The sequence below is a fragment of the Pseudomonas sp. P4_B3 genome, from assembly GCF_056402295.1.
In genome coordinates this window covers 76,788-102,811 of record NZ_JBFUHR010000007.1, presented here as the reverse complement: position 1 = coordinate 102,811, position 26,024 = coordinate 76,788, and the positions used below count along the sequence as shown (strand labels likewise).

Genomic DNA, 26,024 nt, shown 5'->3' with positions numbered 1-26,024 from the left:
AAATCGCAGACAACAAAAAAGCAGCCCGCAGGCTGCTTTTTTTTGCATCGGAAGCTGGACTTAAGCCAGTTTTTCCTTGATGCGAGCTGCTTTACCCGACAGGTCGCGCAGGTAGTACAGCTTGGCTTTACGTACGTCACCGCGACGCTTGACAGCCATGCTGTCGATTTGCGGGGAGTAGGTCTGGAAAGTACGCTCTACGCCAACACCGTTGGAGATTTTACGAACGGTGAATGCACTGTTTACGCCGCGGTTACGCTTGGCGATAACAACACCTTCGAACGCTTGCAGACGCGAACGGTCGCCTTCCTTCACTTTCACCTGAACGACAATGGTGTCGCCCGGGGCAAAGGTAGGGATCTCTTTGGTCATCTGCTCTGCTTCGAGTGCAAGGATGATTTTGTTAGTCATGCTGTGCTCCTAAGGTAAATCGTCGGATCTACCATCGATACGTTGTTAACTATCGTCCCGCTCGCGGATGTATTCCTCGAGCAGCTTCTTCTCTTCTCCAGAAAGCGAGCGGCTTTCCAGAAGATCGGCGCGTCGTTCAAAGGTCCGACCAAGGGACTGCTGTAAACGCCAACGCCGGATGTGCGCGTGATTGCCACTTAGCAATACGTCGGGAACACGCTGATCCGCATACACCTCCGGTCGGGTGTAGTGCGGGCAATCCAGCAAACCATCCGTAAAGGAATCTTCCTCGGCGGAGTCCGCATGCCCTAAAGCTCCAGGCAGCAGTCGTGTAACCGCATCGATCAGGACCATCGCCGGCAGCTCGCCGCCAGACAGTACATAGTCGCCAATCGACCACTCTTCATCGACATGAGCATCAATAAAACGCTCGTCAATGCCTTCATAGCGGCCGGCAATCAGGATCAATGCATCCAGATTCGCCAACTCGCGTACCGCCGACTGAGTCAGTTGACGGCCTTGGGGGGACAGGTAAATCACCTTCGCCGCCTCCCCGGCTGCTGCCTTGGCCTGAACCAGAGCATCTTCCAGGGGCTTGATCTTCATCACCATGCCCGGACCACCGCCAAACGGGCGATCGTCCACAGTGTGATGTCGATCCGTCGTGTAGTCTCGCGGATTCCAACAGGTGAGCTGCAAGAGCCCCTGTTTCACCGCCCGACTGGTGATGCCGTACTCGCTGATGGCGGAAAACATCTCGGGAAACAGACTGATCACTTCTACGCGCAAGTTAGCCACGTTAGAAATCCGCGTCCCAATCCACCTTCATCTCGCCCGCGGCCAGATCGACGGCCAACACGCATTGCTCCGTATAGGGCAACAGGCGTTCGCGATCATCCAGGCTGCCAGCGCAAGGCTTGACCACCATGACATCGTTCGAGCCGGTCTCCAGCAGGTGATCGATTTTCCCGAACAGTTGTCCGAGAGTGTCGATGACCTTGAGACCTTCCAGCTGGTACCAGTAGTACTCGCCGTCGATGAGTTCAGGGAACAGGTTGCGCGGCACGCAGATCTCATAACCGGCTAGAAGACGAGCTTCTTCGCGATCATCGAGACCCTTGAGCTTTGCGACCAGGAACTTGTCGTTCCCGCGTCCGCTGACCAGCTCTACCTGCTTTACATTGCCGTCACGCTTGAGCGTCCAGGTTTTGTAGTCCAGCAGGTTTTTAATCGGATCAGTAAAGGAGTACACCTTCACTTCGCCGCGAACGCCGTGAACAGAATAAATCTTGCCGATAACGATCAAATCATCAGCAATGGCTGGCGTCGCGTTCATATTGCTCAGGCCGCAGCCTTAGCAGTTTCCTTCAACAACTGAGCAACGCGCTCAGAAGGTTGTGCACCAACGCTCAGCCAGTAGGCTACGCGCTCTTGGTTCACGGACAGACGAACTTCCTGACCACGAGCAACAGGGTTGAAGTAGCCAACCTGTTCCTTGTGCGAACCGTCGCGCGGGTTGCGGCTGTCGGTTACGGTCAAGTGGTAAAACGGGCGCTTTTTGGAGCCGCCAAGGGCAAGACGGATTGTTAGCATGTGAACATCGTTCCTGTAGTCGGTGCTGCAAATCTAAAGGCACAGCGGGCATGGGTGCCCGAAAGGCCGCATATTCTAAGGAATATCCGGACTTTTGCAAATGACTTTTTCCGGCGGTCTATCGGCCGCCATGCAGATTTGCTATAGAGCCGTCGTTGAAAACGGCCGGTCAGCTCCCGCCAAGTGCGGGTTTGCTGTGTATCCCACGTCCGTGTGGGGCAGCGCCGACCTGATGGCCGGCGCGGATTCTTTACATTTTAGGCATGCCGCCGCCGGGCAACATTCCGCCCATGCCGCGCATCATCTTGGCCATTCCGCCTTTCGCGGAGAACTTCTTCATCATCTTCTGCATCTGCTTGTGCTGCTTGATCAAGCGGCCGATGTCCTGCACCTGAGTGCCAGAACCCATGGCGATCCGACGCTTGCGCGAACCGCTGATCATCTCAGGGTCGCGGCGCTCGGCCGGGGTCATGGAGTTGATGATGGCTTCCATCTGCTTGAATTGCTTTTCTGCCGCGCCCTGGGCGTTGCCCATTTGCGCCAGGTTCACGCCGCCCATGTTCGGCAGCTTGTCCATCAGGCCACCGAGGCCGCCCATGTTCTTCATTTGTTGCAGCTGATCGCGAAAGTCTTCGAGATCGAAGCCCTTACCCTTCTTCAACTTTTTAGCAAGCTTGTCGGCTTTGTCCTTGTCGAGCGTCGCTTCCGCCTGCTCGATCAGGCTGAGCACGTCACCCATGCCGAGGATGCGCGAGGCGATACGCTCAGGATGGAACGGATCGAGCGCTTCGCTCTTCTCGCCCATACCGATGAACTTGATCGGCTTGCCGGTGATCGCACGCACCGACAGAGCGGCACCGCCACGGGCGTCGCCGTCGACCTTGGTCAGGATCACACCGGTCAGCGGCAATGCATCGCCGAAGGCCTTGGCCGTGTTGGCGGCATCCTGGCCGGTCATGGCGTCGACCACGAACAGGGTTTCGACCGGGTTGATCGCGGCGTGCAGGGCCTTGATCTCGCCCATCATCTCTTCATCGATGTGCAGACGACCAGCGGTATCGACGATGACCACGTCGATGAATTTGAGTTTCGCTTCCTTAATAGCCGCTTGCGCGATCTCGACCGGCTTCTGGCTCAGGTCGGACGGGAAGAAGGTAACGCCGACTTCACCGGCGAGCATTTCCAGCTGCTTGATCGCCGCGGGACGGTAAACGTCGGCGGACACCACCATGACCGACTTCTTCTTGCGCTCTTTGAGGAAGCGCGCGAGCTTGCCGGCAGTGGTGGTTTTACCAGCGCCCTGCAAACCGGCCATCAGGATGACCGCTGGCGGCACGGCGCTCAGGTTCAAATCTTCGTTGGCCGCGCCCATCAGGCTTTCAAGTTCGGCCTGGACGATCTTCACGAAGGCCTGGCCCGGCGTCAGGCTGCGCGACACCTCGGTACCGACGGCACGCTCCTTGACCGAATTGACGAAGTCCTTGACCACCGGCAGGGCGACGTCGGCTTCGAGCAACGCCATGCGCACTTCACGCAGGGTGTCTTTGATGTTGTCTTCAGTCAGCTTGGCCTTGCCGGTGACATGGCGCAGCGTCTGCGAGAGACGGTCGGTTAAGTTTTCAAACATTGCGCGATCCTTTCAGGCCCTGTGTAGACCGGGATAATGGCGGCCCGGACCGGACTAAACGTGTGCTCGGCGAGCCTGCGGCGTGGGCAGGTCGCGGATTATAGCGAAGACTGTGGCCGGCGGACACCTCGCTGTCGGGTTGCGCGGTCTTTCGTGCGGCGGGGGTTCTATGCCAAACTCAGCGACTTTCGGGCTTGCCTAACAGGATTTATGCTCCCCTTGTCACCCAGCTTGCTAACTACCCTCGCCGCCGCCTGCTTGTATGCCGCTGCGACCATTTACCAGGGCACTCGCCTGGCTTCCGGCGCCAAGGCCAACAAACGCCTGCTGGTCATGCTCGGCGTGCTCGCCGTATTGGCCCATAGCGCCAGCCTGCTCACCCACCTGCTGACCCCGGGCGGCCTGGCCCTGGACTTCTTCAGCGCCGCCAGCCTGATTGCCGTGGCGGTCATCGCACTGACCCTGCTGGCCTGCTCGCGGATTCCGGTAGAGAACCTGCTGATCCTGCTGTTCCCGCTTGGGGCCTTGACCGTGTCACTGGCGCATTTCGCGCCGGCCGGTACGGTGCAGGTCATCGATGAAGAGCCTGGCATCCTCGCCCACATCCTGCTTTCGATTCTGGCCTACGGCATGTTCACCATCGCGGTGTTCCAGTCCTTGCTGCTGCTGGTTCAAGACCACCAGCTCAAGCACAAGCATCCCTCCGGGCTGATCAAGAACTTCCCGCCACTGCAAACCATGGAAAGCCTGCTGTTCGGTTTCCTCTGGGCCGGCTGGACGCTGTTGTCGCTGTCGCTGATTTCCGGCTGGCTGTTCGTCGAGAACCTGTTCGCCCAGCATCTGGTGCACAAAACCCTGCTGGCCTGCCTGGCCTGGGTCGTCTTCAGCGTGCTGCTGTGGGGACGCAATCGCCTCGGCTGGCGCGGGCACAAAGCGATTCGCTGGACCCTGGCCGGTTTTTGCCTGCTGATGCTGGCGTATTTCGGCAGCAAGCTGGTTCGTGAATACATCCTGCATATCTGACGGGCGGCATTAATGGACGACTTGCCCATAGGGCCGATGCTCGCGGTAGTGACCCTGCTGATTTTATGGTCGGGGCTGTTTACCGCCATCGAAGCGGCGCACCAGCATTTGCTGGCCCAGCGCACCGCAACGCGTTCCAGCGACAAACCGGTGGCGAAACTCAGCTTCCCCCTGGCCAGCCTGATTTTTTGCAACACCCTGTGCCGTGCACTGGTGGTAGTCATCAGCACCTTGCTGGCCATTTTCACCTGGGCCGAGAACGGCCCGTGGGTCGCCTGCCTCGGGACGGGTGCCATGTTGCTGGTGTTTTCCGACTACTTGCCACGCGCCCTCGCCACCCGCTATCCGGATGCGATCCTGGCCCAGGGCAACAATCTGCTGCGGGTGCCGCTGAAAATCATCTATCCCGCGGCATGGCTGCTCAATAGCATCAGTCAGTTGCTGACGCGACCATTCGCCCGTAAAACCAAAGTGGTGCAACAAAGTGAGGACGAAGCGCTGACGGAGCGGCATGCGCCCTCCGAAACCGTAAGCCGCCCTCACCCGCTGCCAGGCATCCACGCGCTGGACAACATCACCGTCAATGACATCCTGGTACCGCGCAGCGACGTGGACGGCATCAATCTCGATGACTCCATCGAAGAAATCATCGAACAATTGCGCCACAACAAGCGCACGCGCCTGCCGGTGTTCCACAGTGATATCAACCAGGTCGAAGCCGTCCTCAACACCCGACACATCCTCCACTTGCTGCCCGATGCGATCCTGACCAGGGAAGCGTTGCTGGCGGCCAGCCATGAGCCGTACTTCGTGCCGGAAAGTACCCCGTTGCAGTTGCAGCTGCTCAACTTCCACAAGCAGCAGCGGCGCCTGGGCATGGTGGTCGACGAATACGGCGAAGTGCTGGGCATCGTCACCCTGGAAGACATTCTCGAAGAAATCGTCGGTGAGTTCGAAAGCCAACACAGCGTGGACAATCCGCACATTCATCCGCAAGCCGACGGACGCCTGGTGATCGACGGTGCCGCCTCCATTCGCGAGCTGAACAAGAGCCTCGGCTGGCACCTGCCCAGCGATGGCCCGAAAACCCTGAACGGCTTGGTCACCGAGGCCCTGGAAACCATTCCCGAAAGCGCGGTGTGCCTGAAGATCGGCCGCTACCGCCTGGAAATTCTCGAGACCGAGGACAACCGTGTCACGCGGGTGCTGATCTGGCAGACAAGTGCGATGCCTGTTGTTATCTAAAACTCGCCACAATGTCCTCGCAAGCCCTCTTGTTCGATCGTTAGCCACCTTCCTATAATCGAACCGCTTACCCAAGCCTCGCCGGCCCCGTGCTTATCCCGCACTTCACAACTTCCGGCCTGTCCACCCGCAAAGTCCGCAACAAACCGACGACTGTTCCTACCTTGAACAGCGACCGTGCCTCCACCCACATCCCTGGGTTCTCGACCATAATAATTCGCTCCACTGGGGCACATGACTGTCAGGGATAACCGCATGACGACCAGCACAACTTACAGCGACTCCACACCTGCACAACCGACGAACTCCGCCACCCGCGTGGCTACCGCGAGTTTCATCGGCACAGCCATCGAGTTCTACGACTTCTACGTCTATGCCACCGCCGCCGCGCTGGTGATCGGTCCGGTGTTCTTTCCGCAGACATCCGGCACCGCCCAGATGCTTTCGGCGTTTCTCACGTTCGGCATCGCCTTCCTTGCGCGCCCCTTGGGTTCGGCCCTTTTCGGTCACTTCGGCGACCGTATCGGCCGCAAGAGTACCCTGGTCGCCTCGCTGCTGCTGATGGGCGTGTGCACCACCCTGATCGGCGTTCTGCCAGGTTACGACAGCATTGGCGCCTGGGCACCGGTCCTGCTGTGTGTCCTGCGCTTCGGCCAGGGCTTGGGGCTGGGCGGCGAATGGGGTGGTGCGGCGTTGTTGGCCACGGAGAACGCACCCAAAGGCAAGCGCGCGTGGTTCGGCATGTTCCCGCAACTGGGTCCATCCATCGGCTTTCTGGCGGCCAACGGCCTGTTCCTGACCCTGGCCGTGGTGCTGGATGATGAACAGTTCCGCTCATGGGGCTGGCGTATTCCGTTCCTGCTCAGCGCCGCACTGGTGATGGTCGGCCTGTACGTGCGCCTCAAGCTGCATGAGACCCCCGTGTTCGCCAATGCCATGGCACGCCAGGAACGGGTGAAGATCCCCCTGTTCGAGCTGTTCGGCCAATACTGGGCGCCCGTATTGCTGGGCGCTGGCGCGATGGTCGTGTGCTACGCGCTGTTTTACATCTCCACCGTGTTTTCCCTGAGTTACGGTGTGGCAACGCTCGGCTACAGCCGCGAAACCTTCCTCGGCCTGCTGTGCTTCGCGGTGCTGTTCATGGCTGCCGCCACCCCGCTGTCGGCCTGGGCCAGCGACCGTTACGGGCGCAAACCGGTACTGATCATCGGTGGTGTGCTGGCGATCCTGTCAGGGTTCCTCATGGAACCGCTGCTGACCCAAGGTTCGACCTGGGGCGTGGCGCTGTTCCTGTGCATCGAGCTGTTTCTGATGGGCGTGACGTTTGCGCCGATGGGTGCGCTGTTGCCGGAGCTGTTCCCCACTCACGTGCGCTACACCGGCGCTTCGGCGGCCTACAACCTGGGCGGTATCGTCGGTGCGTCCGCAGCGCCGTTCTTCGCTCAGAAACTGGTGGCGATGGGCGGGTTGAGTTACGTCGGCGGTTATGTGTCCGGGGCGGCGGTGCTGAGTTTGATTGCGGTGCTGTGCCTGAAGGAAACGCGGCATAACGATTTGAATCAGGTCGCCTGACAGACCGCCATCGCGAGCAGGCTCGCTCCCACAGGTTGAGTGTCGTTCACAAAATGCTGGTACGACACATATCCCTGTGGGAGCGGGCTTGCCCGCGATGGCGCCCTCACTGACAAAACACCCCCCGAAAAACCACAACTTTCCCCCACCCATTGTCACCTCGCTCTACGCGCATCGGCTCATCCCCGCTATACTTCCCGGCTTTTCCTGAATAAATGCCAATAGGGTCCCGCCGCGCATGGATAAGACCTACCAGCCGCACGCCATTGAAACTTCCTGGTACAACACCTGGGAGTCAGAGAATTACTTCGCCCCGCAAGGCGCGGGCGAGTCCTACACCATCATGATCCCGCCGCCGAACGTCACCGGCAGCCTGCACATGGGTCACGGCTTCAACAACGCGATCATGGACGCCCTGATCCGTTTCCGCCGCATGCAGGGTCGCAACACCCTGTGGCAGCCGGGCACCGACCACGCCGGTATCGCCACGCAGATGCTGGTAGAGCGTCAGCTCGAAGCCAAGGGCCAGAGCCGCCATGACTTGGGCCGCGAGAAATTCCTCGAGAAAGTCTGGGAGTGGAAAGATGAGTCCGGTGGCAACATCAGCCGTCAGATCCGTCGCCTCGGCTCGTCGGTTGACTGGAGCCGCGAGCGCTTCACCATGGACGACGGACTCTCGGAAGCCGTTAAAGAAGCTTTCGTACGCCTGCACGAAGACGGCCTGATCTACCGCGGCAAGCGCCTGGTCAACTGGGACACCAAGCTGCACACGGCGATTTCCGACCTCGAAGTGGAGAACCACGACGAGAAAGGTTTCCTGTGGAACCTGAAATACCCGCTGGCCGACGGCGCCAAGACCGCTGAAGGCAACGATTTCCTGATCGTCGCGACCACTCGCCCGGAAACCATGCTCGGCGACTCCGCCGTGGCCGTTAACCCGAACGATGAACGCTACAAAGCCCTGATCGGCAAATTTGTCGAGCTGCCACTGGTTGGCCGCCGTATCCCGATCATCGCCGACGATTACTGCGACCCTGAATTCGGCACCGGCTGCGTGAAAATCACCCCGGCCCACGACTTCAACGACTACGAAGTCGGCAAGCGTCACAACCTGCCGCTGCTGAACATCTTCGACAAGAACGCAGCGGTCCTGCCGGCCTGCCAAGTGTTCAACCTTGACGGCACGCTGAACGAAACCATCGACGGCAAGATCCCGGCCGAATATGCCGGTCTCGACCGCTTCGAAGCGCGCAAGCAGATCGTCGCCGCGTTTGACGCTGCCGGTCTGCTGGTCAGCGTTGACGATCACGCCCTGAAAGTGCCGAAAGGCGACCGCTCCGGCACCGTCATCGAGCCATGGCTGACCGACCAGTGGTACGTGTCCACCAAGCCTTTGGCCGAACCTGCGATTGCCGCCGTTGAAGACGGCCGTATCCAATTCGTGCCGAAACAGTACGAAAACATGTACTTCTCGTGGATGCGCGACATCCAGGACTGGTGCATCAGCCGCCAGCTATGGTGGGGCCACCGGATTCCGGCCTGGTACGACGAGTCGGGCAAGGTCTACGTCGGTCGCGACGAAGCCGAAGTTCGGGCCAAGCACAACATCGGCCCGGACGTTGCTCTGCAGCAGGACAATGACGTTCTCGACACCTGGTTCAGCTCGGGCCTATGGACGTTCTCCACCCTCGGCTGGCCGGAAAAAACCGAATTCCTGAAGAAATTCCACTCCACCGACGTCCTGGTGACCGGCTTCGACATCATTTTCTTCTGGGTTGCCCGGATGATCATGCTCACCATGCATTTGGTGAAAAACGAAGACGGCACGCCGCAGGTACCGTTCAAGACGGTGTACGTTCACGGCCTGGTGCGTGACGGCCAAGGCCAGAAAATGTCCAAGTCAAAGGGCAACGTCCTTGACCCGCTGGACATCATCGACGGCATCGAGCTGGAAGAACTGGTGCAGAAACGCACCTCCGGCATGATGCAGCCGAAACTGGCGAAGAAGATCGAGAAGCAGACCCGCGACGAGTTCGCCGAAGGCATCGCCAGCTACGGCACCGACGCCCTGCGCTTCACCTTCTGCTCGCTGGCGTCCACCGGTCGTGACATCAAGTTCGACATGGGTCGCGTCGAAGGCTATCGCAACTTCTGCAACAAGATCTGGAACGCGGCGCGCTACGTGCTGGACAAGGGCGAAGACTGCGGCCAGAACGGCGAAGCCTTTGAGCTGTCCCTGGCTGACCGCTGGATCATTTCGCAGCTGCAACGCACCGAAGCCGAAGTGACCCGCCAGCTTGACCAGTTCCGTTTCGACCTGGCCGCGCAAGCCTTGTACGAGTTCATCTGGAACCAGTATTGCGACTGGTACCTGGAACTGTCCAAACCTGTACTGTGGGACGAAAACGCACCGGTCGAACGCCAGCGCGGCACCCGTCGCACCCTGGTTCGCGTACTGGAAGTCGCCCTGCGCCTGGCGCACCCGTTCATGCCGTTCATCACCGAAGAAATCTGGCAGCGCATCGCGCCGCTGGCGGGCATCGATGGCAAGACGATCATGCTGCAACCTTGGCCGGTGGCCAACGAAACACGCATCGATCAGGCCGCCGAAGATGACATCGAATGGCTCAAGGGCCTGATGCTCGGCACTCGCAACATCCGTGGCGAAATGAACATCGGCCCGGGCAAACCGCTGCCGCTGTTCCTGAAGAACGTCAGCGCCGAGGATCAGCGTCGCCTGACCGAGAACGAAGCCCTGCTGAAGAAGCTGGCCCGCCTCGAATCGATCACCGTGCTGGCTGCTGGCGAAGAAGCACCGCTGTCCGCTACCGCTCTGGTCGGCGAGATGGAAGTGCTGGTGCCAATGGCCGGCTTGATCGACAAAGGTGCGGAACTGGCGCGTCTGGACAAGGAAATCCAGCGTCTGCAAGGTGAAGTGCAACGTGTCGGCGGCAAGCTGTCCAACGCCGGTTTCGTTGACAAGGCGCCAGCCGAAGTCATCGAGAAAGAACGCGCCAAACTGGCCGAGGCCGAACAGGCCCTGGGCAAACTGGCCGAGCAGCATGCGCGGATTGCCAGTTTGTAACGGCAAGTCGCGATGAAAGAGGGAGGCCCGGATGGCCTCCCTTTTTTATCCAAAAACACAACAAATCCCCTGTAGGAGCTGCCGCAGGCTGCGATCTTTTGACTTTGCTTAAAAACAAGATCAAAAGATCGCAGCCTGCGGCAGCTCCTACGGGTTCGGCGCATTCGCCATCAATGTGGGACAATGCCCGCCACTTTCAGCCATACCCGAATCGACCACACCCATGACCGCCCCCCGCCCCCCCAAGCCTGCGCGCAAAAAGCCTGCTCCGAAGACTCCGGCCACGGCCGTCTCCCCGAAGGAAAAGGCCAGCCTGCATCCGCGCAATCGCCATCAGGGTCGCTACGACTTTCCGGCGCTGATCAAAAGCGCCCCGGAACTGAAGAAATTCGTGATCATCAATCCGTACGGCAAGGAAAGCATCGACTTCGCCAGCCCGGAAGCCGTGCGGGTGTTCAACCGCGCACTGCTCAAGTCGTTCTATGGCATCGCTCACTGGGACATTCCGGCCGACTACCTGTGCCCACCGGTGCCAGGTCGTGCCGATTACGTGCACTTCCTCGCCGACCTGCTGGCCAGCAGCAATGACGGTGTGATCCCCCGGGGCGCCGCCGTGAAGGTGCTGGACATCGGCATGGGCGCCAACTGCGTGTATCCGCTGATCGGTTACAGCGACTATCGCTGGCAGTTCCTTGGTTCCGATATCGATGCGACCGCCATTGCCGCGGCGAAGGCCATCATTCAAACCAATGGCCTGAACAAAGCGATCCAGGTACGCCAGCAGAGCAACCCCAAGCAGATCCTCACAGGCCTGCTGGAGAGCGCAGAGCGGTTCGACCTGACCATGTGCAACCCGCCATTCCACGCCTCGCTGGACGAGGCCACACGGGGCAGCACGCGCAAATGGCGCGCCCTGGGCAAGGCCGATCCGAAACGCAAGCTGCCGGTGTTGAACTTTGGCGGCCAGTCGGCCGAGTTGTGGTGCGAAGGCGGTGAAGTACGCTTCGTGACCCAACTGGTCAGCGAAAGCGTGCAAGTCGCTCAGCAGGTGCTGTGGTTCAGTACATTGGTATCAAAGGCGTCCAACCTGCCAGCGATCCAAACTGCCCTGAAAAAGGCCGGCGCCCTGGAAAGCCTGGTAGTGGAAATGTCCCAAGGGCAGAAGCAGAGCCGCTTCGTCGCCTGGACCTTCCAGAACAAAGCGCAGCAACAAACCTGGCGCCAGGCGCGATGGAGCAACGCTTCAGCGTAGTGAGCGCTTTATCGCGCCCACAAAAAACCGTGCCCGGATCGCTCCGGCGCACGGTTTTTTTTAACAAGTCTTACTTGTTAACAGCGTCGGTCAGGCCTTTGGCCACAACCAGCTTGATCACTTTCTTGGCAGCGATTTCGATGGCAGCGCCAGTCGAAGGGTTACGGCCAGTACGGGCAGGGCGCTCAGTCACTTTCAGTTTGCCGATACCTGGCAGAGTGATTTCGCCGCCGTTTTCCAGCTGATCGGCAACGATTTGGCCCAGTTGGTCCAGAGCGTTACGCGCGGTGGTTTTCGGCGCGTCGATAGCTTCAGCGATGTCGGCGATCAGTTGGTCTTTAGTAAGAGCCATTTAGTGTTCCTTCCCTATCAAATTCATATGGATTGCAGAGTGCAATGTCAGCCATCGAGCCCGATCTTCTGGATCTGGCACCCTCGGCGAAATAACCTCGGGATCGGGGTTATAGATACCGAAATCAGGGTTTGGTTCGACCTGACAAAAGCTGACTGCAGGCTTAACGCAGTGACTTCGCGCAAGACCGGGCAAAACTAGCACACAGACGTGGAAATATCCGCCTCTAGCTACCCATTTGGTCAGCTTTATTGCGCTAAAACATGAAAAAAACCCATAAGCGCCGCCGGTCGCCCGCCAATTACCCTTCGCACCGCGCCAAAACCAGTGGTTGCGGTACACTGGGCGCTTTTTCGGGGGAGCACGCCCTCCTCTCTTCATTCAGCCGAGAAGCCCATGCCGATCCGTCATTGCATCGTCCACCTGATCGACAAAAAACCCGACGGCACACCTGCGGTTCTCCACGCCCGTGACTCTGAACTGGCTGAGTCCGCGGCCATCGAGAACATGCTCGCCGACCTCAATGAAAGCTATAACGCCAAACAGGGTAAAGCCTGGGGCCTGTTCCATCCGGAATCCGGCGCGTTCCCGTTCAGCGGCTGGCTGAAGGAGTACCTGGAGGGCGGCCAGGATTTCACCGCATTCAGCCGCGTGGCGGTCGAGCACCTGCAAAAACTGATGGAAGAGTCGAACCTGTCGGTCGGCGGCCACGTGCTGTTCGCGCACTATCAGCAAGGCATGACCGACTACCTGGCCATCGCCCTGCTGCACCACAGTGAAGGCGTGGCCGTGACCGACGAACTGGACGTGACCCCGTCCCGTCACCTGGACCTGGGTCAATTGCACCTGGCGGCGCGGATCAACGTTTCCGAGTGGCAGAACAACAAACAATCCAAGCAGTACATTTCGTTCATCAAAGGCAAGAACGGCAAAAAGGTTTCGGAGTATTTCCGCGACTTCATTGGTTGCCAGGAAGGCGTCGACGGTCCCGGTGAAACCCGCACCCTGCTCAAAGCCTTCAGTGATTTCGTCGAAAGCGAAGACCTGCCGGAAGACGACGCACGCGAGAAGACCAAGACCCTGGTGGATTACGCCAGCAGCCAGGCCAAACTCGGCGAACCGATGGGCCTGGAAGAGTTGTCGGGACTGATCGACGAGGAACGCCCGAAGGCCTTCTACGACCACATCCGCAACAAGGATTACGGCCTGTCGCCGGAAATCCCGGCTGACAAACGCACCCTGAACCAGTTCCGCCGTTTCACCGGCCGCGCCGAAGGCCTGTCGATCAGTTTCGAAGCCCACCTGCTGGGCTCGAAGATCGAGTACGACGAAGAAGCCGGCACGTTGATCATCAAGGGCCTGCCCACTTCGCTCACCGATCAGCTGAAGCGTCGCAACTGATGCTCGGCGGCGTACTGAAAAAACTCCTGCTGATCCTGCTGGTGGTCGTGGCTTACCAGAACTGGGGCAAGATCGAGCGAGTGTTCAACCCTTCGCAAGTGGTACCTGCACAGACGCAGGCCCAGGCCAACGTCGTGCTCTACGCCACCGATTGGTGTGGTTACTGCAAGCTGACCCGGCGCTTTCTCGATCAGAAAGGCATTCCGTACAAGGAATTCGATATCGAGAAGGATGCCGTCGCGCGCGGGGACTATGCAGCCTTGGGTGGCGGCGGGATTCCGATCATCGATGTAAACGGAACCCTGATTCGCGGGTATGACCCGGATGCGATTCTGGCGGCACTGAAGTAAACCAAAGATCAAAAGATCGTCCGATCGCGGCCCGAGCCTTCGGCAGCTCCTACATGAGATTGGTGTAGGAGCTGCCGAAGGCTGCGATCTTTTCGTTTTTACTATCAACAGAAATGTCAGCTGGCTTCGATACGGAAACCAAACCGCGGGAAGTGCACATGCACCACACCGCCACGCTCGTCCTCGCGCTGTACAATCAGCTCTTCGCGGCCGGCAAACAACAACTCCCCCGCCACCGGATCAACGCCATAGTCCGTGGCTGCAATCACTACCTGCTGCCCCGCCTTGAATCCATTGGGATCGACGAACTGCTCATCCGGCAATGCCGCTGGCGTGGACGCGCGCGCCACTGCCAGAGCCTCCTCGGAGCTCATCTCGCTGGACGCACCATGACCGAAGCCCAAAACCCTCGCATGCCAGGCGGCAACCGCCGGATAAGCATCGACCAAGGGTGCCGTGACCGACGTCGCCTTGAGAAACCACAGTGAATGAGCCAGGGCGAAGTCGGCAATCGACGGTTCGCCAAACAGGTAATCGCCTTCTTCGCGCTGCAACTGTTGCTCCAGGCGAGACATGATCGTTGGCCACTGGTGTTTGGCCTGCTCGGCGGACAACCTGGTCGCGCTGCCACCACTGAACAAACCGGCGCGGTCGGCGATAAACGCCTTGATCGCTTCCGGCGACAAATTGCCAAAGCGCACCGCTATCGATTCCGGCTGGAACACCAGGCTGACCGCATGCTGGAACACCACTGAGTCGGCCCAGGCTGCAAATGACGCGGTGATCATTTCTTGACCCTCAGGGAAGAACGCCGGCAAGGCTTTTTCCTGTTCCAGTCGCCGGGCAATCAATGCCGTGTCGCAATAGATATCTGCACCGACCTGCAACACCGGTGTCTTGCGGTATCCACCGGTCAGCGCCGTGAGATCCGGTTTGGGCATCACTGACGAGATCTTCACCGAGCGCCAGGACAAGCCCTTGAAGCCCAGCAGCAGGCGGGCCTTCTCGGCAAAAGGGGACGTCGGGTAATGATGCAGAATCAACTCGGACATGCTCGGCTCCGCCGCAAGGATCAGGAACCAGCAGCTTAGCGCGCAATCAGCTGGCAGCCTACAGATCTGCCTGATGGGAACTGATCAGTCAGAGTGATAAGCCAGAGGCGGCGCTCGCTGCGTTCGCCACCAGGCATTCCTTGGCGCTTTTCTTGAGTTTTTTGATCAGCCGTTCCTGACGCAACGCATCGCTTTTGTCGCGACAACGTTCGGTGTAGACCAGGGCCATGGCCGGGCTGGAGAGAAAGAATCGTGCGCCCTTGCCGCTTTGATGCTTGGCGAAGCGACGCACGGGATCATCGCTGATCCCACAATAAAGCGAACCGTTGGCCGCGCGAACGAGGTAGACGAACCAGGTTTTGCTCGCGCAGGTGTCGGCGTCGACAGGGCTTTCGCTGAGGGTGGTCACGTAACGATCCGGGCTTGAGGGAAAACAGGCCGCGATTTTATCAGCGACTGGCCTGGAATGCCTTCAGCCCCTTCAATGCCTGGGCGCGAACGGCGTTGCGCACCAGTGGCGTCCAACCCAGCAACAGACCTTTGAAACCCAGCGCCTGACGCGACCAGGCCCACAGATCAAAACGGTCATGATGCTCGCAGATCTTGCCATCACGAAAGACGAAACGCGCCTGGATATCGTTGACCACGGTGTTGCCGGTCTGGCTGAACAGATAGGTCGCGACCCAATGGGCACCACCGGTGCGCTCATCGGCGTGAACATGATCGAAGGTCAGGGAAAAATCCTTGGCCCGAGTGGTCAGCATGCGCCACATGTCACCGGCATCGCGACCGCGAAGCTCGCCGAACGCCGGGTCGCTGAACACCACATCATCGGTGTAGCAGGCAGCCATGGCTTCGGCATCCAGGCGCTGGAAAGCCTGGTAGAAACGGGTGATCAAGACGCTATGGGCTTCACTCATTTGCGGATTCCCCAGGATTTGCATAATGGCTTCGAAAGATTGCCTGCACGATAGTCTGCAAATGCATCGAACACTATCGGCATTCATGACGAAAATAACGCGATGATTATTCCTGTCATTTCAGTACGACATTCCGTTGTCCCGGGCGTAGGAAAAAAGATCAACATCCGTGGAAATACCCAGCCGGTGCATGGCCATGTTCTTTTGTTTACTGATGGTCGACACGCTGCGATTGAAATGAATGGCGATTTCGCTGACGGTCATGCCACTGGCGAGCATTCGAACCACTTCGTGCTCCTTGGCTGACAGTGGCGATTCGTGCAGCTGATTGCGGGTGTTGGCCAGCAGTGTGCGCAGGGACTCGCTGAGGTAGCGGCGCCCTGCCTGCACCGCATTGATTGCCAGGGGCAACTCAGTCGCCGATGCGGTTTTGGCGACGACGGCCATCACCCCTTGAGCCAACGCAGCCCTTGCTGTCGCCACACTGGTAAACATCGTCACCAGAATGATCGGCAAGGCCGGGTAACGGCGTTGAATCGTACTCAACATTTTCAAGCCATCGGCCTGCTGCCCCCCCGGCATGGAGAAATCCGTGATCAGCAGGTCGCAGGGCGTGCTTGAAAGCAGCTCCATCAGGCTGTCGGCACTGTCGGCCTCACCGACGATCACACATCGTCGACTGGCGTTGATGAGTATGCGCAGCCCGACACGAACGACGGAATGGTCGTCAGCAATAACGACTCGCATTGTGGGATACCTCCTGCTTGTGGCGCGAAGGCGCGGAAAATAGCGCCGTTCTTACCCATTCCACAACGCCCCGAAAAAACCTCTAACGTCGCCCCCTCAATGTATTCAATGAGCTGACTCTTTGCCCATCTAACAAACAGATGGTTCCTACATTGCAGCGCGCTGAAGACTACGCATGAGGATTACAACCAAAGGATTCCTCGTTAGAAAACGTTACGTAGTCCGCAACACCCTTTCATACATACCCCCCTCTCTTTTCGTACTAGTTGCATTCCTCCCGCTCCGCCTGCTCGATAAATTGTCGCCTGCCAAGCAGTCCGGCCGTAGCCGTAAAGAACTGCGCTCACTCTCTGCCTGACTATCGAATACGTGAACAAGACGCCAATGACCCTGCGCGCTGCATTCTTACTCACGCAATCCCTGCGCTACCTGTATCGCGAGCCATGCCAACGGTCTTTTATCCGGGAATTTCAATGAGAGACATCAAGACAATATTGTTGAAGCAAGTGCGCCGTTTGACCCATACGGGTATCGGTGCCTGCGCTCTGTTATGGACCGCACAGGTCCACGCCGACGGCATGGTGCCCGATACTTCAGTGGTCATCGTCAATGAAGCCAACGGGGAAACCGCTGTCTCTGTAACCAATACCGATAGCAGCCTGGCGCTGCTGCACGTCACCCTCGAAGACATTCCCGAAGACACCGAGCCTTTGGTGTTCGTGACGCCCCCCTTGGCACGCGTTGAAGCCTCCGGGACGCAGTTGGTGCGCTTCATCCTGCAATCAGAAAAGCCCCTGCTCACCCAGCGTTTGAAGCGGGTGATTTTTGAAGGCATCCCACAAGGCAAATCTGCTCCCGAAGCCGGGCATGCCCGTGTCGGCGTGACGGTGCGCCAGAACCTGCCGGTCATCCTTCACCCCGCAGGCCTGGCGCCCAACCGCACACCATGGACCAACCTGAAATGGTCGCTGCAGGATGGTCATCTGACCGTACGCAACGAAACACCTTATGTCGTACGTCTGGCTCAGGAAGTGCAACTGTTGCCTTCCGGGAGCGGTGCAATGCTACCGCGAACCTACGTACTGCCTGGAGACCACATCAGCGTTCCGGTCCCCGTAAAGGCTGCCACCCAGGTTCGAATTCATCCCGCGACCGTCTATGGCTTTGCCGTGCCTCCCTATGACGCGCTGCTCGCCCCCTGAAACTGACACCACCGATAGCGCCGTTCAGGGAATAGCTGGCGCCAATACTTCAAGGTGACGGCCTGTTTTTCCGTCGCTACATGCAGGTCTGAAGCCGTAGCGGAATAGGCCAGCACACAGGCAAACCCCAAGTGAACCTCATGAACACCGTATTGAAATACCGTGATGGCGAAGCCATGCCTGCGATTCGGGCGATCCGCAAACTCCCTCATCTGTCGCGACTTCGTACCGGCATGGTGTTGCTGCTAAGCAATGTAGTGATGGGGACCGACGCCTACGCCGAAGATCTCAATGACGCTTCGTTGCAGACTTCGTTCGACCAGAAGATGCTGACACAACGCGGTATCGACCCAGGCCTTGCAACCCTGCTGCTGGCCGCTCCGAACTTCACCGCCGGCCGACATCCGATCACCCTCATAGTCAATGGTATGCGCCGTGGCCGGGTGGACGTCACGTTCAACCGCGAAGGCGACTTGTGCTTTGACCGTGCCCTGCTCGATGCGGCAAACCTGACTGTGCCCCCCACCCCGGCCAACGACAAAGGCTGTTTCGATGTCCTCGCCACCTGGTCGCAAACCCGAATCGAACAAGACCCGGCCAACCTCGGCCTGTCATTGATCGTGCCCACCCAGGCGATACGTCCGGCGGTCCGGGATATCTCGGGTTATCAAACCGGCGGTATCGCCGGGTTGTTCAATTACGACGTCAACAGCCTCCACAACCAATATGGCAATCAATCGAACCGTTACCTCTCGGCCAATACCGAAGTCGGGTTCAATGCCGGCGACTGGATTGTGCGCAGTCGTCAGGTGCAGACCTGGCAGAACGATGTGTCCAGCACCACTCACCTGGCGGCCTATGCCCAGCGCACCTTTGCCAGCCATGAGACGGTGCTTCAAATGGGTCAGGTCAATCTCTACAACCCGGTACTGGCTGGCGCGCAGATCACTGGCGTCCAGGTGATGACCGAGCAGGCGCTTCAGGTCGAAGGCCAAAGCAATCCCGTCGAAGGGATTGCTCGCAGCCAGGCTCAGGTCGAAATTCGCCAGAACGGTTCGCTGATCCACTCGACAGTGGTGCCGGCCGGGCCGTTTTCCCTGAGTAACGTGCGTCGGCTCGACAGTCGCTCCGATGTTGAAGTCACCGTCAAGGAAGCGGATGGCAGCGAGCAACGCTTCACGGTCCCCGTCGCCATGCTCGGCGTTGGCCTGCCGGCTCCCGGCTTTTCGTTGGCCGCAGGCCAGGTACGCAGTCTCGGCGCGGCACAGAGCGGCGACCCATGGGTGATCAGCGGCGGCTGGAGCGGAGCACTCAACCCGTATGCCCTGCTCAGCGCCGGCGCCACGGGGACCGCCGACTATCGTGCAGCGGGCGCAGGTCTTGGCCTGCTGACGGGGCCCGGCACACAGATCCAGACCACCCTGCAAGCGGCCGACACCAGCACCCGCCAAGCCGACAGAGGGCTACAGGCCGACCTGAATATTTCGCAACGCCTGGGTGAGCAGTGGTCGATCAATGCCGGAACTTCGCACCGGACCTTCGGCTATCGCGAACTGTCCGAGGCCGTGTTCGACACTCAGTCGGAACGTAGCCAGTCGCGTTACCGTGATCGGCAAAGCCTGTCGCTGGCCTGGTCATACCCAGGACTTGGCGCGTTCAGTAGCGGCTTCAATCGTTCAACGACATTCGACGGACAGAACAGCAGCCGCGCGCTGGCGTCCTGGGGCACCCAGATCGGCGGCGTGTCGGTGTCAGCCACGGCACAATGGCAAGTCAATGGCACCCAACGCAGTGACGACAGCGTTTACCTGAGTTTCAGTATTCCGCTGGGTGAAAATCGTCGGGCGCGCACTTGGGTACGCAGTTCCGCTGGCGAATACCGCAGCGGTGTCGGCTTGAACGAACAGGTCAACGACCAGTTGAGTTACCGGGTCGGTGTTGAGCACGACACACGAGACAAACAAGTGCAGTCCTCGGCGGGGGTTTCCCTGCTGCCGCGCTACAGCCAATTGGATTTGAGCTACACCCGCTCCGATGCCGAACACTCCAGCTACCAGGTTGGCGCGCGTGGCGGCGCCGTGTTGCACGGCGACGGTTTGACGTTATCGCCGTATCCCGTGCGTGACACTTTCGCGCTGCTTTCGGTAGGCGATACGAGCGCCATCAAAGTCTCGACCCCCAGTGGTCCGGTATGGACCGATTGGCAAGGTCACGCCGTGGTTCCTCAAGTGAGCGCCTACGGTCGCAGCCCGGTAGAAGTCGACACCCGCTCGCTGCCACGCAACCTCGACATCAACAACGGACTGGCCATGGTTTGGGCCGGGCGCGGAGCCGTCGACAAGGTTGAATTCGGTGTCACGTTGACCCGCCGTGCCTTGCTCAAAGTCACCACCGACAACGGTGCCCCCCTGCCCCGTGGCGCGACGGTCAGCACTGCAAACGGCGAGTTCGTCACGCTCGCTCAAGAAGGGGGATTGGTGTTTCTGCCCAACGCCCTGGACACCCCTGACCTGTGGATAACCGCACCGGGGCTGGAGCGCTGCGAACTGCGTTTCGAACTGCCGACCAAGGCCAACACCCAGGTGTATTACGAGACCGCCGCCGCCCAGTGCCGGACTCTTTAAGGATGATCCTATGAAGCTGTCCCACCCTTTGCTGTTAACACTCGGCACCTTGATGTTGAGCGGACTTGCGCCACAGGCCTGGGCGCTCACCGATGAATGCCAGCTCGCCCTGAGTCAGCCGGTACTCGATTACGGTTTGACGAATAGGGCTATACGCGCCAATGGCTCCGCAGAGCGAACCCTGGGCGAGCGCCGCCTGAGTCTGAACCTGAGCTGCCCACAACCCACCGACATGACTCTGTTCTACCGCGCCATGGCCGCGACCGCCGAACGCTTTCGCTTTGCCGAACACGGCACCTATGCCGTGCGCATGAGTGACGCGGTACTCGATGGGCAACCGGTGGACCTGGGCCTGATTTCCGCCGTCGGCCAGGTACCCGAAGCCGCCGCTTCGAGTCTGCTTTGGCGACCGCAGCAAGCGATCGTTCCGGTTCGGGGCGGTGTGGCTGTGCAGGGGCAAAGTCTGTCGGCGCAACTGGAACTGACAGCCTGGGCGCAGGAAAAAGCGTTGCAGGTGCGTGACGCCGTTGTCTGGGAAACCACCGGTCTGTTCGATGCGGTCGCTACGGGCCGCTCAAGGGAGATAACCCTGCGCGCCAGTTTTGCGCCCGCCGCGTGCAACGTGGAACTGTCCAATGGCGGCCTGGTGGATTTCGGTCGGTTATCGAAAAACGACCTGAACCCTGACAGGAACACCCGATTGCCACCCAAGGAATTAACCCTGCGGGTTGGCTGCGACGCCCCGGCACAATTTGCCCTGGTCATGCATGACAACCGCTCAGGCACGGCGACGGTCAACAGCGAGATTTACTACGGGCTGGGACTGGATAACCGCAGCAACAAGATCGGCCTGTACTCACTGAATGTCGATCCCGCCAACGCCAGCGCCGACAGCTTTGCTCGCGTGTATCGAACCGACTCCACCACCCAGGGCGTGGCCTGGAGCACCTCCAGTTCGAACCCCATACCGATCGCCCGGAAAAGCTACCTGGGCTTTACCGACAGCGCCGCCAGCACCGCAGGGGCCGCCTCGATCCAGAACCTCACAACCACGGTGACAGTCGATGCCGTCATTGCCCCCACCGCCAGTCTGGACCTGAGCACCGCCGTTCACCTCGACGGCTCAGCGACGATCGAAATGCTTTACCCGTAACACTCACCCTGCCTTGTTGAAGCCCAGGTGCAATCACGCGCTCTGGGCCATTCAAGGTCAACAACAGTAGTAAGGAAGTTTCATCCATGAAAAAGTACTTCGCAGCACTCACCACAACAGCACTGATCAGTGCCGCACCTTTTGCGCTCGCAGCGTCGAGCACTGACCTGACGGTTACAGGCATTATCACACCTGTCGCTTGCACGCCGACCTTCTCCGGCGGCGGTGTCATTGATATTGGCAAGATCTCGTCAGGGGACCTTAATTTGGACAAGAACACCCTGGTTGGGACACATCCAATTCAACTGGTCGTAACCTGCGATGCTTCAGCCAAGTTCGCACTGAATCCAATTGACAATAAAGACGGCACATCTTCGGGTGATTGGTTTGGCCTTGGTCTGACCCCTGACGACGAAAAGTTGGGCTTCTTTTTCCCCAAAGTCATGCAAGTCAAAGACGGGGCAACTTCGCTGGATGCAATCAAATCAGACGACGGCGGATCAACCTGGGTGAAAGCAACCGATGCTCAAGCGGGATATCTCTTGTCCGTTGCCACTACTGGCGGCACCGCACCGATTGCAGCTGAAGTTGTCACCTTTGATTTTGAGGTCGAGACCTACATCGCCCGCGCCGACTCACTGACCCTGACCGAAGAAGTCACCATTGATGGCTCCGCGACGTTCGAAGTGAAATACCTCTAAGGACCAAGGCGCTGAACCGTTCGCTGCCTGAAGGAACGGGCGGTTCAGCACCTATACCTTCTTCTCAAAAAGGAGTTTACCGATGAAGCGTATCCCTATCTCCCTGACCACAGCACTGTTGTTGAGCACGACGACTTGCGCCCTGGCCGCATCTACCGCCGATATGACTGTCAACGGCATCATCACCCCGGTCGCCTGCACCCCGATTTTTTCCAATAACGGTCTTGTCGACTACGGAAAAATATCCCGGCAGGACCTGAACGTAGACAAAAGGACGCAACTGCGTGACCAATTCCTTGACCTCAACATCAGTTGCAACGCTGCGGCCCGTTTCGCGTTGATCATGCGGGACAACCGGGAAGGCTCGGCCATCGTCAACAGTGAGATCTATTACGGCCTGAATTTCGACCGCAGCGACAACAAGATCGGTCTTTATTCGTTGCACTTCGATCCCGCCAGCACCGTAGTGGACGCTTGGCCTGAAGTCTATCGAACCGACTCCACCACTGGAGGGCGGGCATGGAGTCCATCCAGGTCGAGCCCCATACCGATTGCCGCAAAAAGCTATCTGGGCTTTACCCATGTGGCGGGCAGCACCGCAGGTCCTGTCGCGATTCAGAACCTGAGCAGTCGGGTCACGCTCGTCACGGTCATTGCACCCACCTCAACGCTGGACTTGAGTGACGATGCCACACTTGATGGCTCGGCGACCCTGGAGGTTGTCTATTTATAGGTGTCCGTCACGGTTGAATTTTCCCACTGCTGACCTGCACATACAGCGCCCGCCCGGCACCGAGACCGGCGATGATCGCCCCCAGGCCAATGACGCCAAAAATCCAGCCCACGGCCGTCCAGCCGCCGGTCCAGTCATGCACGATGCCGACCGCGAACGGCCCCATGGACGCCAGGGTGTAACCGAAGCCCTGGGCCATGCTCGACAGGTTCGCCGCGACATGGGAGTCCCGCGAGCGCAACACGATCAGGGTCAACGCCAGGCTGAACGTGGCGCCCTGCCCCAGCCCGAGCACGATCGCCCAGCCCCACAGACCTTCAATCGGGGCGTAAAGACAGCCGAACAGACCGCCGAGCGTCAGGGCCATCACGATCACAATCGCCAGCCGCTGATCCTTGCCGCGCGTTGCCAGCCATGGCGCGGCGAGGGAGCTGACCAGTTGAACGATCACCGAACCCGACAGCACCAGCCCGGCCTGGGTCGGAGTCAGGCCGCGACCGATCAGGATCGACGGCAACCAGCCGAACACGATGTAGGCCAGGGACGATTGCAGGCCCATGTACAAGGTCACTTGCCAGGCCAGCGGATCGCGCAGCAATCCCCGAACGCGATAGGCGACGTTGTGCGCGCCGTGTTTCTGGCCGACTTGCGGCAACCAGAACAGCGCCGCCGCTAATGCCGGAATGACCCAGATGCCGAGACCCAGCGCCCAGCTCTTGTCGAAATGCTCACTGAGCGGCACGGTCGCACCCGCCGCCATCGCCGCGCCCAGACACAGGGCCATGGTGTAGACGCCGGTCATGGTCCCGGCCTGTTTCGGGAAGTCGCGTTTGACGATGCCCGGCAGCAACACCCCGATCACACCGATGCTGGCACCGGCGAGCACGCTGCCGGCAAACAATCCCATCTCGCCAAAAGAACTGCGCAGGATGATCCCGCCCGCCAGAGTCAGAAGAATGCCCAGCACCACCCGCTCCGCACCAAATCGCCGCGCCAGCACGGGTGCCAAGGGCGCAAACAGGCCAAGACAAAGCACCGGCAACGTGGTCAGCAATCCCGCAGCAGATGCCGACAAGCCGAGGGACTTCGACACTTCGCTGAGCATCGGCGCCATGCTCGACAGCGCCGGGCGCAGGTTCAGCGCCACCAGAATCAGCCCCAGCAGCAACAGCCACGGCCGGCGCAGAACCGGGTGGGTTTGCTGGACCTGTTCGTCATCGGCCTCGGCATCGATCAGCAGCTCTTCCAGCTCTGCCGAGCGTTTTGAGGCTGTGGATAAATCACTGCGGTGCATGGACTTCTCGGTTTCAAGGTTCATTGATCAACTGCCTCGACAGGGCTTTAGCCCGCTCCGGGTCGCGTTGTTCGACGGCATCGAGCAACTCGATGTGCAGGTCGAACACTTCCTGGCGGCGCGGGACGACGCTCAGGGTCTGGCGCAACTGCGCGCCGACGATGCTGGAGAAATAGCGGTACAACTCGCTGAGGGTCGGGTTATGCGCGGCGTCCACCAAGCGGCGGTGAAACACCAGATCGCAGGCGATGTAGGTGTCGAGATCGCCGTGGTAGTGGCTACCGCTGACACCCAGCGCCTCGCGCAATGCAACCAGGTCTTCATTGGTACGGCGCATGGCTGCCAGGCCTATGGCCTCGACTTCGAGGATGTGCCGGGTCTCGCGAGCCTGTTCAAGCGAACAACGGGACAACGCCTTGAGCGTGTCCAGCGGATCGACCACCGCCCGCAGGTAACTACCATCGCCCTGACGGATCTCGATCAACCCGGAAAACGCCAACACACGCATGGCTTCGCGCACGGTGTTGCGGCTGATGCCCAGCTCGGCGGACAACTCAGGCTCGGTGGGCAAGCGCTGGCCTACTACCCAAACGCCTTGGTTGATACGCAGGCGCAGTTGGTCGAGGGCCTGATCGACCAGGGATCGTTTTACCAATGGAGAGATTTCAGACATGGAATTCGCCCTCTCATCCAATCATAGGATGAATTTTCTGACATGTTAGTCAGGTTAAGCTACCCACACAACCCCCCGTAGGAGCTGCCGCAGGCTGCGATCTCTTGATCTTCGCGTTTTAAAAACAAAATCAAAAGATCGCAGCCTTCGGCAGCTCCTACCTGGATGGACACAAAACCGCAGACAAAAATAAACCCGGAACTCAGTCCGGGTTTATTTCAGTGCCTGGGTTCGATCAATGCAGGATCTGGCTCAGGAACAGCTTGGTGCGTTCATTCTGCGGCTTGTCGAAGAAGTCGTTCGGTGCAGCCTGTTCGACGATTTCGCCCTTGTCCATGAAAATCACGCGGTTGGCCACGGTGCGGGCGAAGCCCATTTCGTGGGTCACGCAGAGCATGGTCATGCCGTCTTCGGCCAGGCCGATCATGGTGTCCAGTACCTCTTTCACCATCTCCGGGTCGAGTGCCGAGGTCGGTTCGTCGAACAGCATGATTTTCGGCTTCATGCACAGCGCGCGGGCGATCGCCACACGCTGCTGCTGACCGCCGGACAGTTGCCCCGGGAATTTATGCGCCTGCTCCGGAATGCGTACGCGTTCCAGGTAGTGCATGGCAATTTCCTCGGCCTTGCGCTTGGGCATCTTGCGCACCCACATCGGCGCCAGGGTGCAGTTCTGCAAAATGGTCAGGTGCGGGAACAGGTTGAAGTGCTGGAACACCATGCCGACTTCACGGCGGATCGCTTCGATCTGCTTGAGGTCGTTGGTCAGCTCCACGCCATCGACCACGATGCGGCCCTGCTGGTGCTCTTCCAGACGGTTGAGGCAGCGGATGGTGGTGGACTTGCCGGAACCCGACGGGCCGCACAGCACGATACGCTCGCCCTGCTTGACGTTGAGGTTGATGTCTTTCAACACGTGGAACTGACCGTACCACTTGTTCACGCCCTGCATCTGAATAATGCCTTCAGGGCTCACAGGCTGCTTGATTGCTTCGCTCATAAAAGAACTTCCTA

General features: G+C 59.4%; 25 protein-coding genes. 12 read left to right on the top strand and 13 right to left on the bottom strand.

What is annotated here, in order from left to right; translation table 11 throughout:
• Positions 1–60 precede the first annotated feature (60 nt).
• The 5 genes from rplS to ffh form a co-directional block, all read right to left on the bottom strand.
• Positions 61–411, bottom strand: coding sequence for a 50S ribosomal protein L19 (gene rplS / locus AC1DWG_RS09280; RefSeq protein WP_003175895.1), 351 nt, complete (start codon positions 409–411; stop codon positions 61–63).
• 45 nt (positions 412–456) lie between these two features.
• Positions 457–1,209: a tRNA (guanosine(37)-N1)-methyltransferase TrmD gene (gene trmD, locus AC1DWG_RS09275; RefSeq protein WP_007897583.1), complete on the bottom strand. Its 753-nt coding sequence runs from the start codon at positions 1,207–1,209 to the stop codon at positions 457–459.
• 1 nt (position 1,210) lies between these two features.
• Positions 1,211–1,747, bottom strand: a complete 537-nt coding sequence (gene rimM / locus AC1DWG_RS09270; protein WP_477762699.1) for a ribosome maturation factor RimM — start codon at positions 1,745–1,747, stop codon at positions 1,211–1,213.
• A gap of 5 nt (positions 1,748–1,752) precedes the next feature.
• A complete protein-coding gene (rpsP, locus tag AC1DWG_RS09265) occupies positions 1,753–2,004 on the bottom strand; it encodes a 30S ribosomal protein S16 (protein ID WP_108214983.1) in 252 nt (83 codons plus the stop codon).
• 250 nt (positions 2,005–2,254) lie between these two features.
• Positions 2,255–3,631 carry a signal recognition particle protein gene (gene ffh / locus AC1DWG_RS09260; protein ID WP_056726162.1) on the bottom strand — a complete coding sequence of 459 codons (1,377 nt, stop codon included), beginning with the start codon at positions 3,629–3,631 and terminating at the stop codon, positions 2,255–2,257.
• Positions 3,632–3,841: 210 nt separating this feature from the next.
• On the opposite strand from ffh, the gene AC1DWG_RS09255 reads away from it, so the two are divergent.
• From AC1DWG_RS09255 to rlmF, 5 genes are all read left to right on the top strand, one after another.
• A complete protein-coding gene (locus AC1DWG_RS09255) occupies positions 3,842–4,654 on the top strand; it encodes a cytochrome C assembly family protein (protein WP_477754505.1) in 813 nt (270 codons plus the stop codon).
• A gap of 12 nt (positions 4,655–4,666) precedes the next feature.
• The gene (locus AC1DWG_RS09250) at positions 4,667–5,899 is read left to right on the top strand and encodes a transporter associated domain-containing protein (protein ID WP_477762698.1); all 1,233 of its coding nucleotides are present in this window, start codon (positions 4,667–4,669) and stop codon (positions 5,897–5,899) included.
• Positions 5,900–6,154: 255 nt separating this feature from the next.
• Positions 6,155–7,471 (top strand): MFS transporter, encoded by a 1,317-nt coding sequence (locus AC1DWG_RS09245; protein WP_477762697.1) that lies wholly within the window; start codon positions 6,155–6,157, stop codon positions 7,469–7,471.
• Between the two features lie 238 nt (positions 7,472–7,709).
• Entirely contained in the window at positions 7,710–10,556 is a 2,847-nt protein-coding gene (locus AC1DWG_RS09240) for a valine--tRNA ligase (protein WP_477762696.1), read from the top strand.
• Positions 10,557–10,779: 223 nt separating this feature from the next.
• A complete protein-coding gene (gene rlmF / locus AC1DWG_RS09235; protein WP_477787682.1) occupies positions 10,780–11,808 on the top strand; it encodes a 23S rRNA (adenine(1618)-N(6))-methyltransferase RlmF in 1,029 nt (342 codons plus the stop codon).
• A 70-nt stretch (positions 11,809–11,878) separates the two neighbouring features.
• Here the strand turns inward: rlmF and AC1DWG_RS09230 are convergent, their stop codons facing one another.
• Entirely contained in the window at positions 11,879–12,160 is a 282-nt protein-coding gene (locus AC1DWG_RS09230) for an HU family DNA-binding protein (protein WP_007905514.1), read from the bottom strand.
• Positions 12,161–12,556: 396 nt separating this feature from the next.
• On the opposite strand from AC1DWG_RS09230, the gene yejK reads away from it, so the two are divergent.
• Together yejK and AC1DWG_RS09220 are read left to right on the top strand one after the other, a co-directional pair.
• On the top strand, positions 12,557–13,561 hold the full coding sequence (gene yejK, locus AC1DWG_RS09225) for a nucleoid-associated protein YejK (protein WP_008018580.1): 1,005 nt from the start codon (positions 12,557–12,559) through the stop codon (positions 13,559–13,561).
• Positions 13,561–13,911, top strand: coding sequence for a glutaredoxin family protein (locus AC1DWG_RS09220; RefSeq protein WP_477787681.1), 351 nt, complete (start codon positions 13,561–13,563; stop codon positions 13,909–13,911). The genes yejK and AC1DWG_RS09220 overlap by 1 nt, the downstream gene beginning before the upstream one ends.
• Positions 13,912–14,027: 116 nt before the next feature.
• Here the strand turns inward: AC1DWG_RS09220 and AC1DWG_RS09215 are convergent, their stop codons facing one another.
• From AC1DWG_RS09215 to AC1DWG_RS09200, 4 genes are all read right to left on the bottom strand, one after another.
• Positions 14,028–14,963 carry a glutathione S-transferase family protein gene (locus tag AC1DWG_RS09215; RefSeq protein WP_477787680.1) on the bottom strand — a complete coding sequence of 312 codons (936 nt, stop codon included), beginning with the start codon at positions 14,961–14,963 and terminating at the stop codon, positions 14,028–14,030.
• An 88-nt stretch (positions 14,964–15,051) separates the two neighbouring features.
• Positions 15,052–15,372 (bottom strand): GIY-YIG nuclease family protein, encoded by a 321-nt coding sequence (locus tag AC1DWG_RS09210; protein WP_477787679.1) that lies wholly within the window; start codon positions 15,370–15,372, stop codon positions 15,052–15,054.
• Positions 15,373–15,412: 40 nt separating this feature from the next.
• The gene (locus AC1DWG_RS09205; RefSeq protein WP_477762692.1) at positions 15,413–15,883 is read right to left on the bottom strand and encodes a nuclear transport factor 2 family protein; all 471 of its coding nucleotides are present in this window, start codon (positions 15,881–15,883) and stop codon (positions 15,413–15,415) included.
• Between the two features lie 120 nt (positions 15,884–16,003).
• Positions 16,004–16,630 carry a response regulator gene (locus AC1DWG_RS09200; protein ID WP_477787678.1) on the bottom strand — a complete coding sequence of 209 codons (627 nt, stop codon included), beginning with the start codon at positions 16,628–16,630 and terminating at the stop codon, positions 16,004–16,006.
• 473 nt (positions 16,631–17,103) lie between these two features.
• Between AC1DWG_RS09200 and AC1DWG_RS09195 the strand changes: the two genes are divergently transcribed.
• The 5 genes from AC1DWG_RS09195 to AC1DWG_RS09175 all read left to right on the top strand — a co-directional run bounded on the left by AC1DWG_RS09195 (position 17,104) and on the right by AC1DWG_RS09175 (position 23,043).
• Positions 17,104–17,832: a fimbria/pilus chaperone family protein gene (locus tag AC1DWG_RS09195; RefSeq protein WP_477787677.1), complete on the top strand. Its 729-nt coding sequence runs from the start codon at positions 17,104–17,106 to the stop codon at positions 17,830–17,832.
• A 140-nt stretch (positions 17,833–17,972) separates the two neighbouring features.
• Positions 17,973–20,456 (top strand): fimbria/pilus outer membrane usher protein, encoded by a 2,484-nt coding sequence (locus tag AC1DWG_RS09190; RefSeq protein WP_477762689.1) that lies wholly within the window; start codon positions 17,973–17,975, stop codon positions 20,454–20,456.
• A gap of 10 nt (positions 20,457–20,466) precedes the next feature.
• Positions 20,467–21,609, top strand: coding sequence for a DUF1120 domain-containing protein (locus tag AC1DWG_RS09185; protein WP_477787676.1), 1,143 nt, complete (start codon positions 20,467–20,469; stop codon positions 21,607–21,609).
• An 86-nt stretch (positions 21,610–21,695) separates the two neighbouring features.
• The gene (locus AC1DWG_RS09180) at positions 21,696–22,310 is read left to right on the top strand and encodes a DUF1120 domain-containing protein (RefSeq protein WP_477787675.1); all 615 of its coding nucleotides are present in this window, start codon (positions 21,696–21,698) and stop codon (positions 22,308–22,310) included.
• An 82-nt stretch (positions 22,311–22,392) separates the two neighbouring features.
• Complete coding sequence (locus tag AC1DWG_RS09175; RefSeq protein ID WP_477762686.1) at positions 22,393–23,043, top strand: DUF1120 domain-containing protein; 651 nt, start codon at positions 22,393–22,395, stop codon at positions 23,041–23,043.
• Positions 23,044–23,050: 7 nt separating this feature from the next.
• Here the strand turns inward: AC1DWG_RS09175 and AC1DWG_RS09170 are convergent, their stop codons facing one another.
• From AC1DWG_RS09170 to AC1DWG_RS09160, 3 genes are all read right to left on the bottom strand, one after another.
• Entirely contained in the window at positions 23,051–24,361 is a 1,311-nt protein-coding gene (locus tag AC1DWG_RS09170; RefSeq protein ID WP_477762685.1) for a CynX/NimT family MFS transporter, read from the bottom strand.
• Positions 24,351–25,010 carry a FadR/GntR family transcriptional regulator gene (locus AC1DWG_RS09165; RefSeq protein ID WP_477762684.1) on the bottom strand — a complete coding sequence of 220 codons (660 nt, stop codon included), beginning with the start codon at positions 25,008–25,010 and terminating at the stop codon, positions 24,351–24,353. Before AC1DWG_RS09165 ends, AC1DWG_RS09170 begins: the two co-directional genes overlap by 11 nt.
• Positions 25,011–25,245: 235 nt before the next feature.
• Positions 25,246–26,010: an amino acid ABC transporter ATP-binding protein gene (locus AC1DWG_RS09160; RefSeq protein ID WP_223459741.1), complete on the bottom strand. Its 765-nt coding sequence runs from the start codon at positions 26,008–26,010 to the stop codon at positions 25,246–25,248.
• Between the last annotated feature and the right edge of the window lie 14 nt (positions 26,011–26,024).

Excerpts from the sequence above, each read along its gene's own strand:
- AC1DWG_RS09195 (WP_477787677.1), top strand. The coding sequence starts at position 17,104 with ATGAGAGACATCAAGACAATATTGTTGAAGCAAGTGCGCCGTTTGACC.
- AC1DWG_RS09255 (WP_477754505.1), top strand. The coding sequence starts at position 3,842 with ATGCTCCCCTTGTCACCCAGCTTGCTAACTACCCTCGCCGCCGCCTGC.
- AC1DWG_RS09205 (WP_477762692.1), bottom strand. The coding sequence starts at position 15,883 with ATGAGTGAAGCCCATAGCGTCTTGATCACCCGTTTCTACCAGGCTTTC.
- rlmF (WP_477787682.1), top strand. The coding sequence starts at position 10,780 with ATGACCGCCCCCCGCCCCCCCAAGCCTGCGCGCAAAAAGCCTGCTCCG.
- AC1DWG_RS09240 (WP_477762696.1), top strand. The coding sequence starts at position 7,710 with ATGGATAAGACCTACCAGCCGCACGCCATTGAAACTTCCTGGTACAAC.
- AC1DWG_RS09160 (WP_223459741.1), bottom strand. The coding sequence starts at position 26,010 with ATGAGCGAAGCAATCAAGCAGCCTGTGAGCCCTGAAGGCATTATTCAG.
- rpsP (WP_108214983.1), bottom strand. The coding sequence starts at position 2,004 with ATGCTAACAATCCGTCTTGCCCTTGGCGGCTCCAAAAAGCGCCCGTTT.
- AC1DWG_RS09175 (WP_477762686.1), top strand. The coding sequence starts at position 22,393 with ATGAAGCGTATCCCTATCTCCCTGACCACAGCACTGTTGTTGAGCACG.
- AC1DWG_RS09170 (WP_477762685.1), bottom strand. The coding sequence starts at position 24,361 with ATGAACCTTGAAACCGAGAAGTCCATGCACCGCAGTGATTTATCCACA.
- AC1DWG_RS09190 (WP_477762689.1), top strand. The coding sequence starts at position 17,973 with ATGAACACCGTATTGAAATACCGTGATGGCGAAGCCATGCCTGCGATT.
- ffh (WP_056726162.1), bottom strand. The coding sequence starts at position 3,631 with ATGTTTGAAAACTTAACCGACCGTCTCTCGCAGACGCTGCGCCATGTC.
- AC1DWG_RS09245 (WP_477762697.1), top strand. The coding sequence starts at position 6,155 with ATGACGACCAGCACAACTTACAGCGACTCCACACCTGCACAACCGACG.
- AC1DWG_RS09200 (WP_477787678.1), bottom strand. The coding sequence starts at position 16,630 with ATGCGAGTCGTTATTGCTGACGACCATTCCGTCGTTCGTGTCGGGCTG.
- rimM (WP_477762699.1), bottom strand. The coding sequence starts at position 1,747 with ATGAACGCGACGCCAGCCATTGCTGATGATTTGATCGTTATCGGCAAG.
- AC1DWG_RS09230 (WP_007905514.1), bottom strand. The coding sequence starts at position 12,160 with ATGGCTCTTACTAAAGACCAACTGATCGCCGACATCGCTGAAGCTATC.
- AC1DWG_RS09165 (WP_477762684.1), bottom strand. The coding sequence starts at position 25,010 with ATGTCTGAAATCTCTCCATTGGTAAAACGATCCCTGGTCGATCAGGCC.
- AC1DWG_RS09185 (WP_477787676.1), top strand. The coding sequence starts at position 20,467 with ATGAAGCTGTCCCACCCTTTGCTGTTAACACTCGGCACCTTGATGTTG.
- rplS (WP_003175895.1), bottom strand. The coding sequence starts at position 411 with ATGACTAACAAAATCATCCTTGCACTCGAAGCAGAGCAGATGACCAAA.
- AC1DWG_RS09180 (WP_477787675.1), top strand. The coding sequence starts at position 21,696 with ATGAAAAAGTACTTCGCAGCACTCACCACAACAGCACTGATCAGTGCC.
- AC1DWG_RS09220 (WP_477787681.1), top strand. The coding sequence starts at position 13,561 with ATGCTCGGCGGCGTACTGAAAAAACTCCTGCTGATCCTGCTGGTGGTC.
- yejK (WP_008018580.1), top strand. The coding sequence starts at position 12,557 with ATGCCGATCCGTCATTGCATCGTCCACCTGATCGACAAAAAACCCGAC.
- AC1DWG_RS09250 (WP_477762698.1), top strand. The coding sequence starts at position 4,667 with ATGGACGACTTGCCCATAGGGCCGATGCTCGCGGTAGTGACCCTGCTG.
- AC1DWG_RS09215 (WP_477787680.1), bottom strand. The coding sequence starts at position 14,963 with ATGTCCGAGTTGATTCTGCATCATTACCCGACGTCCCCTTTTGCCGAG.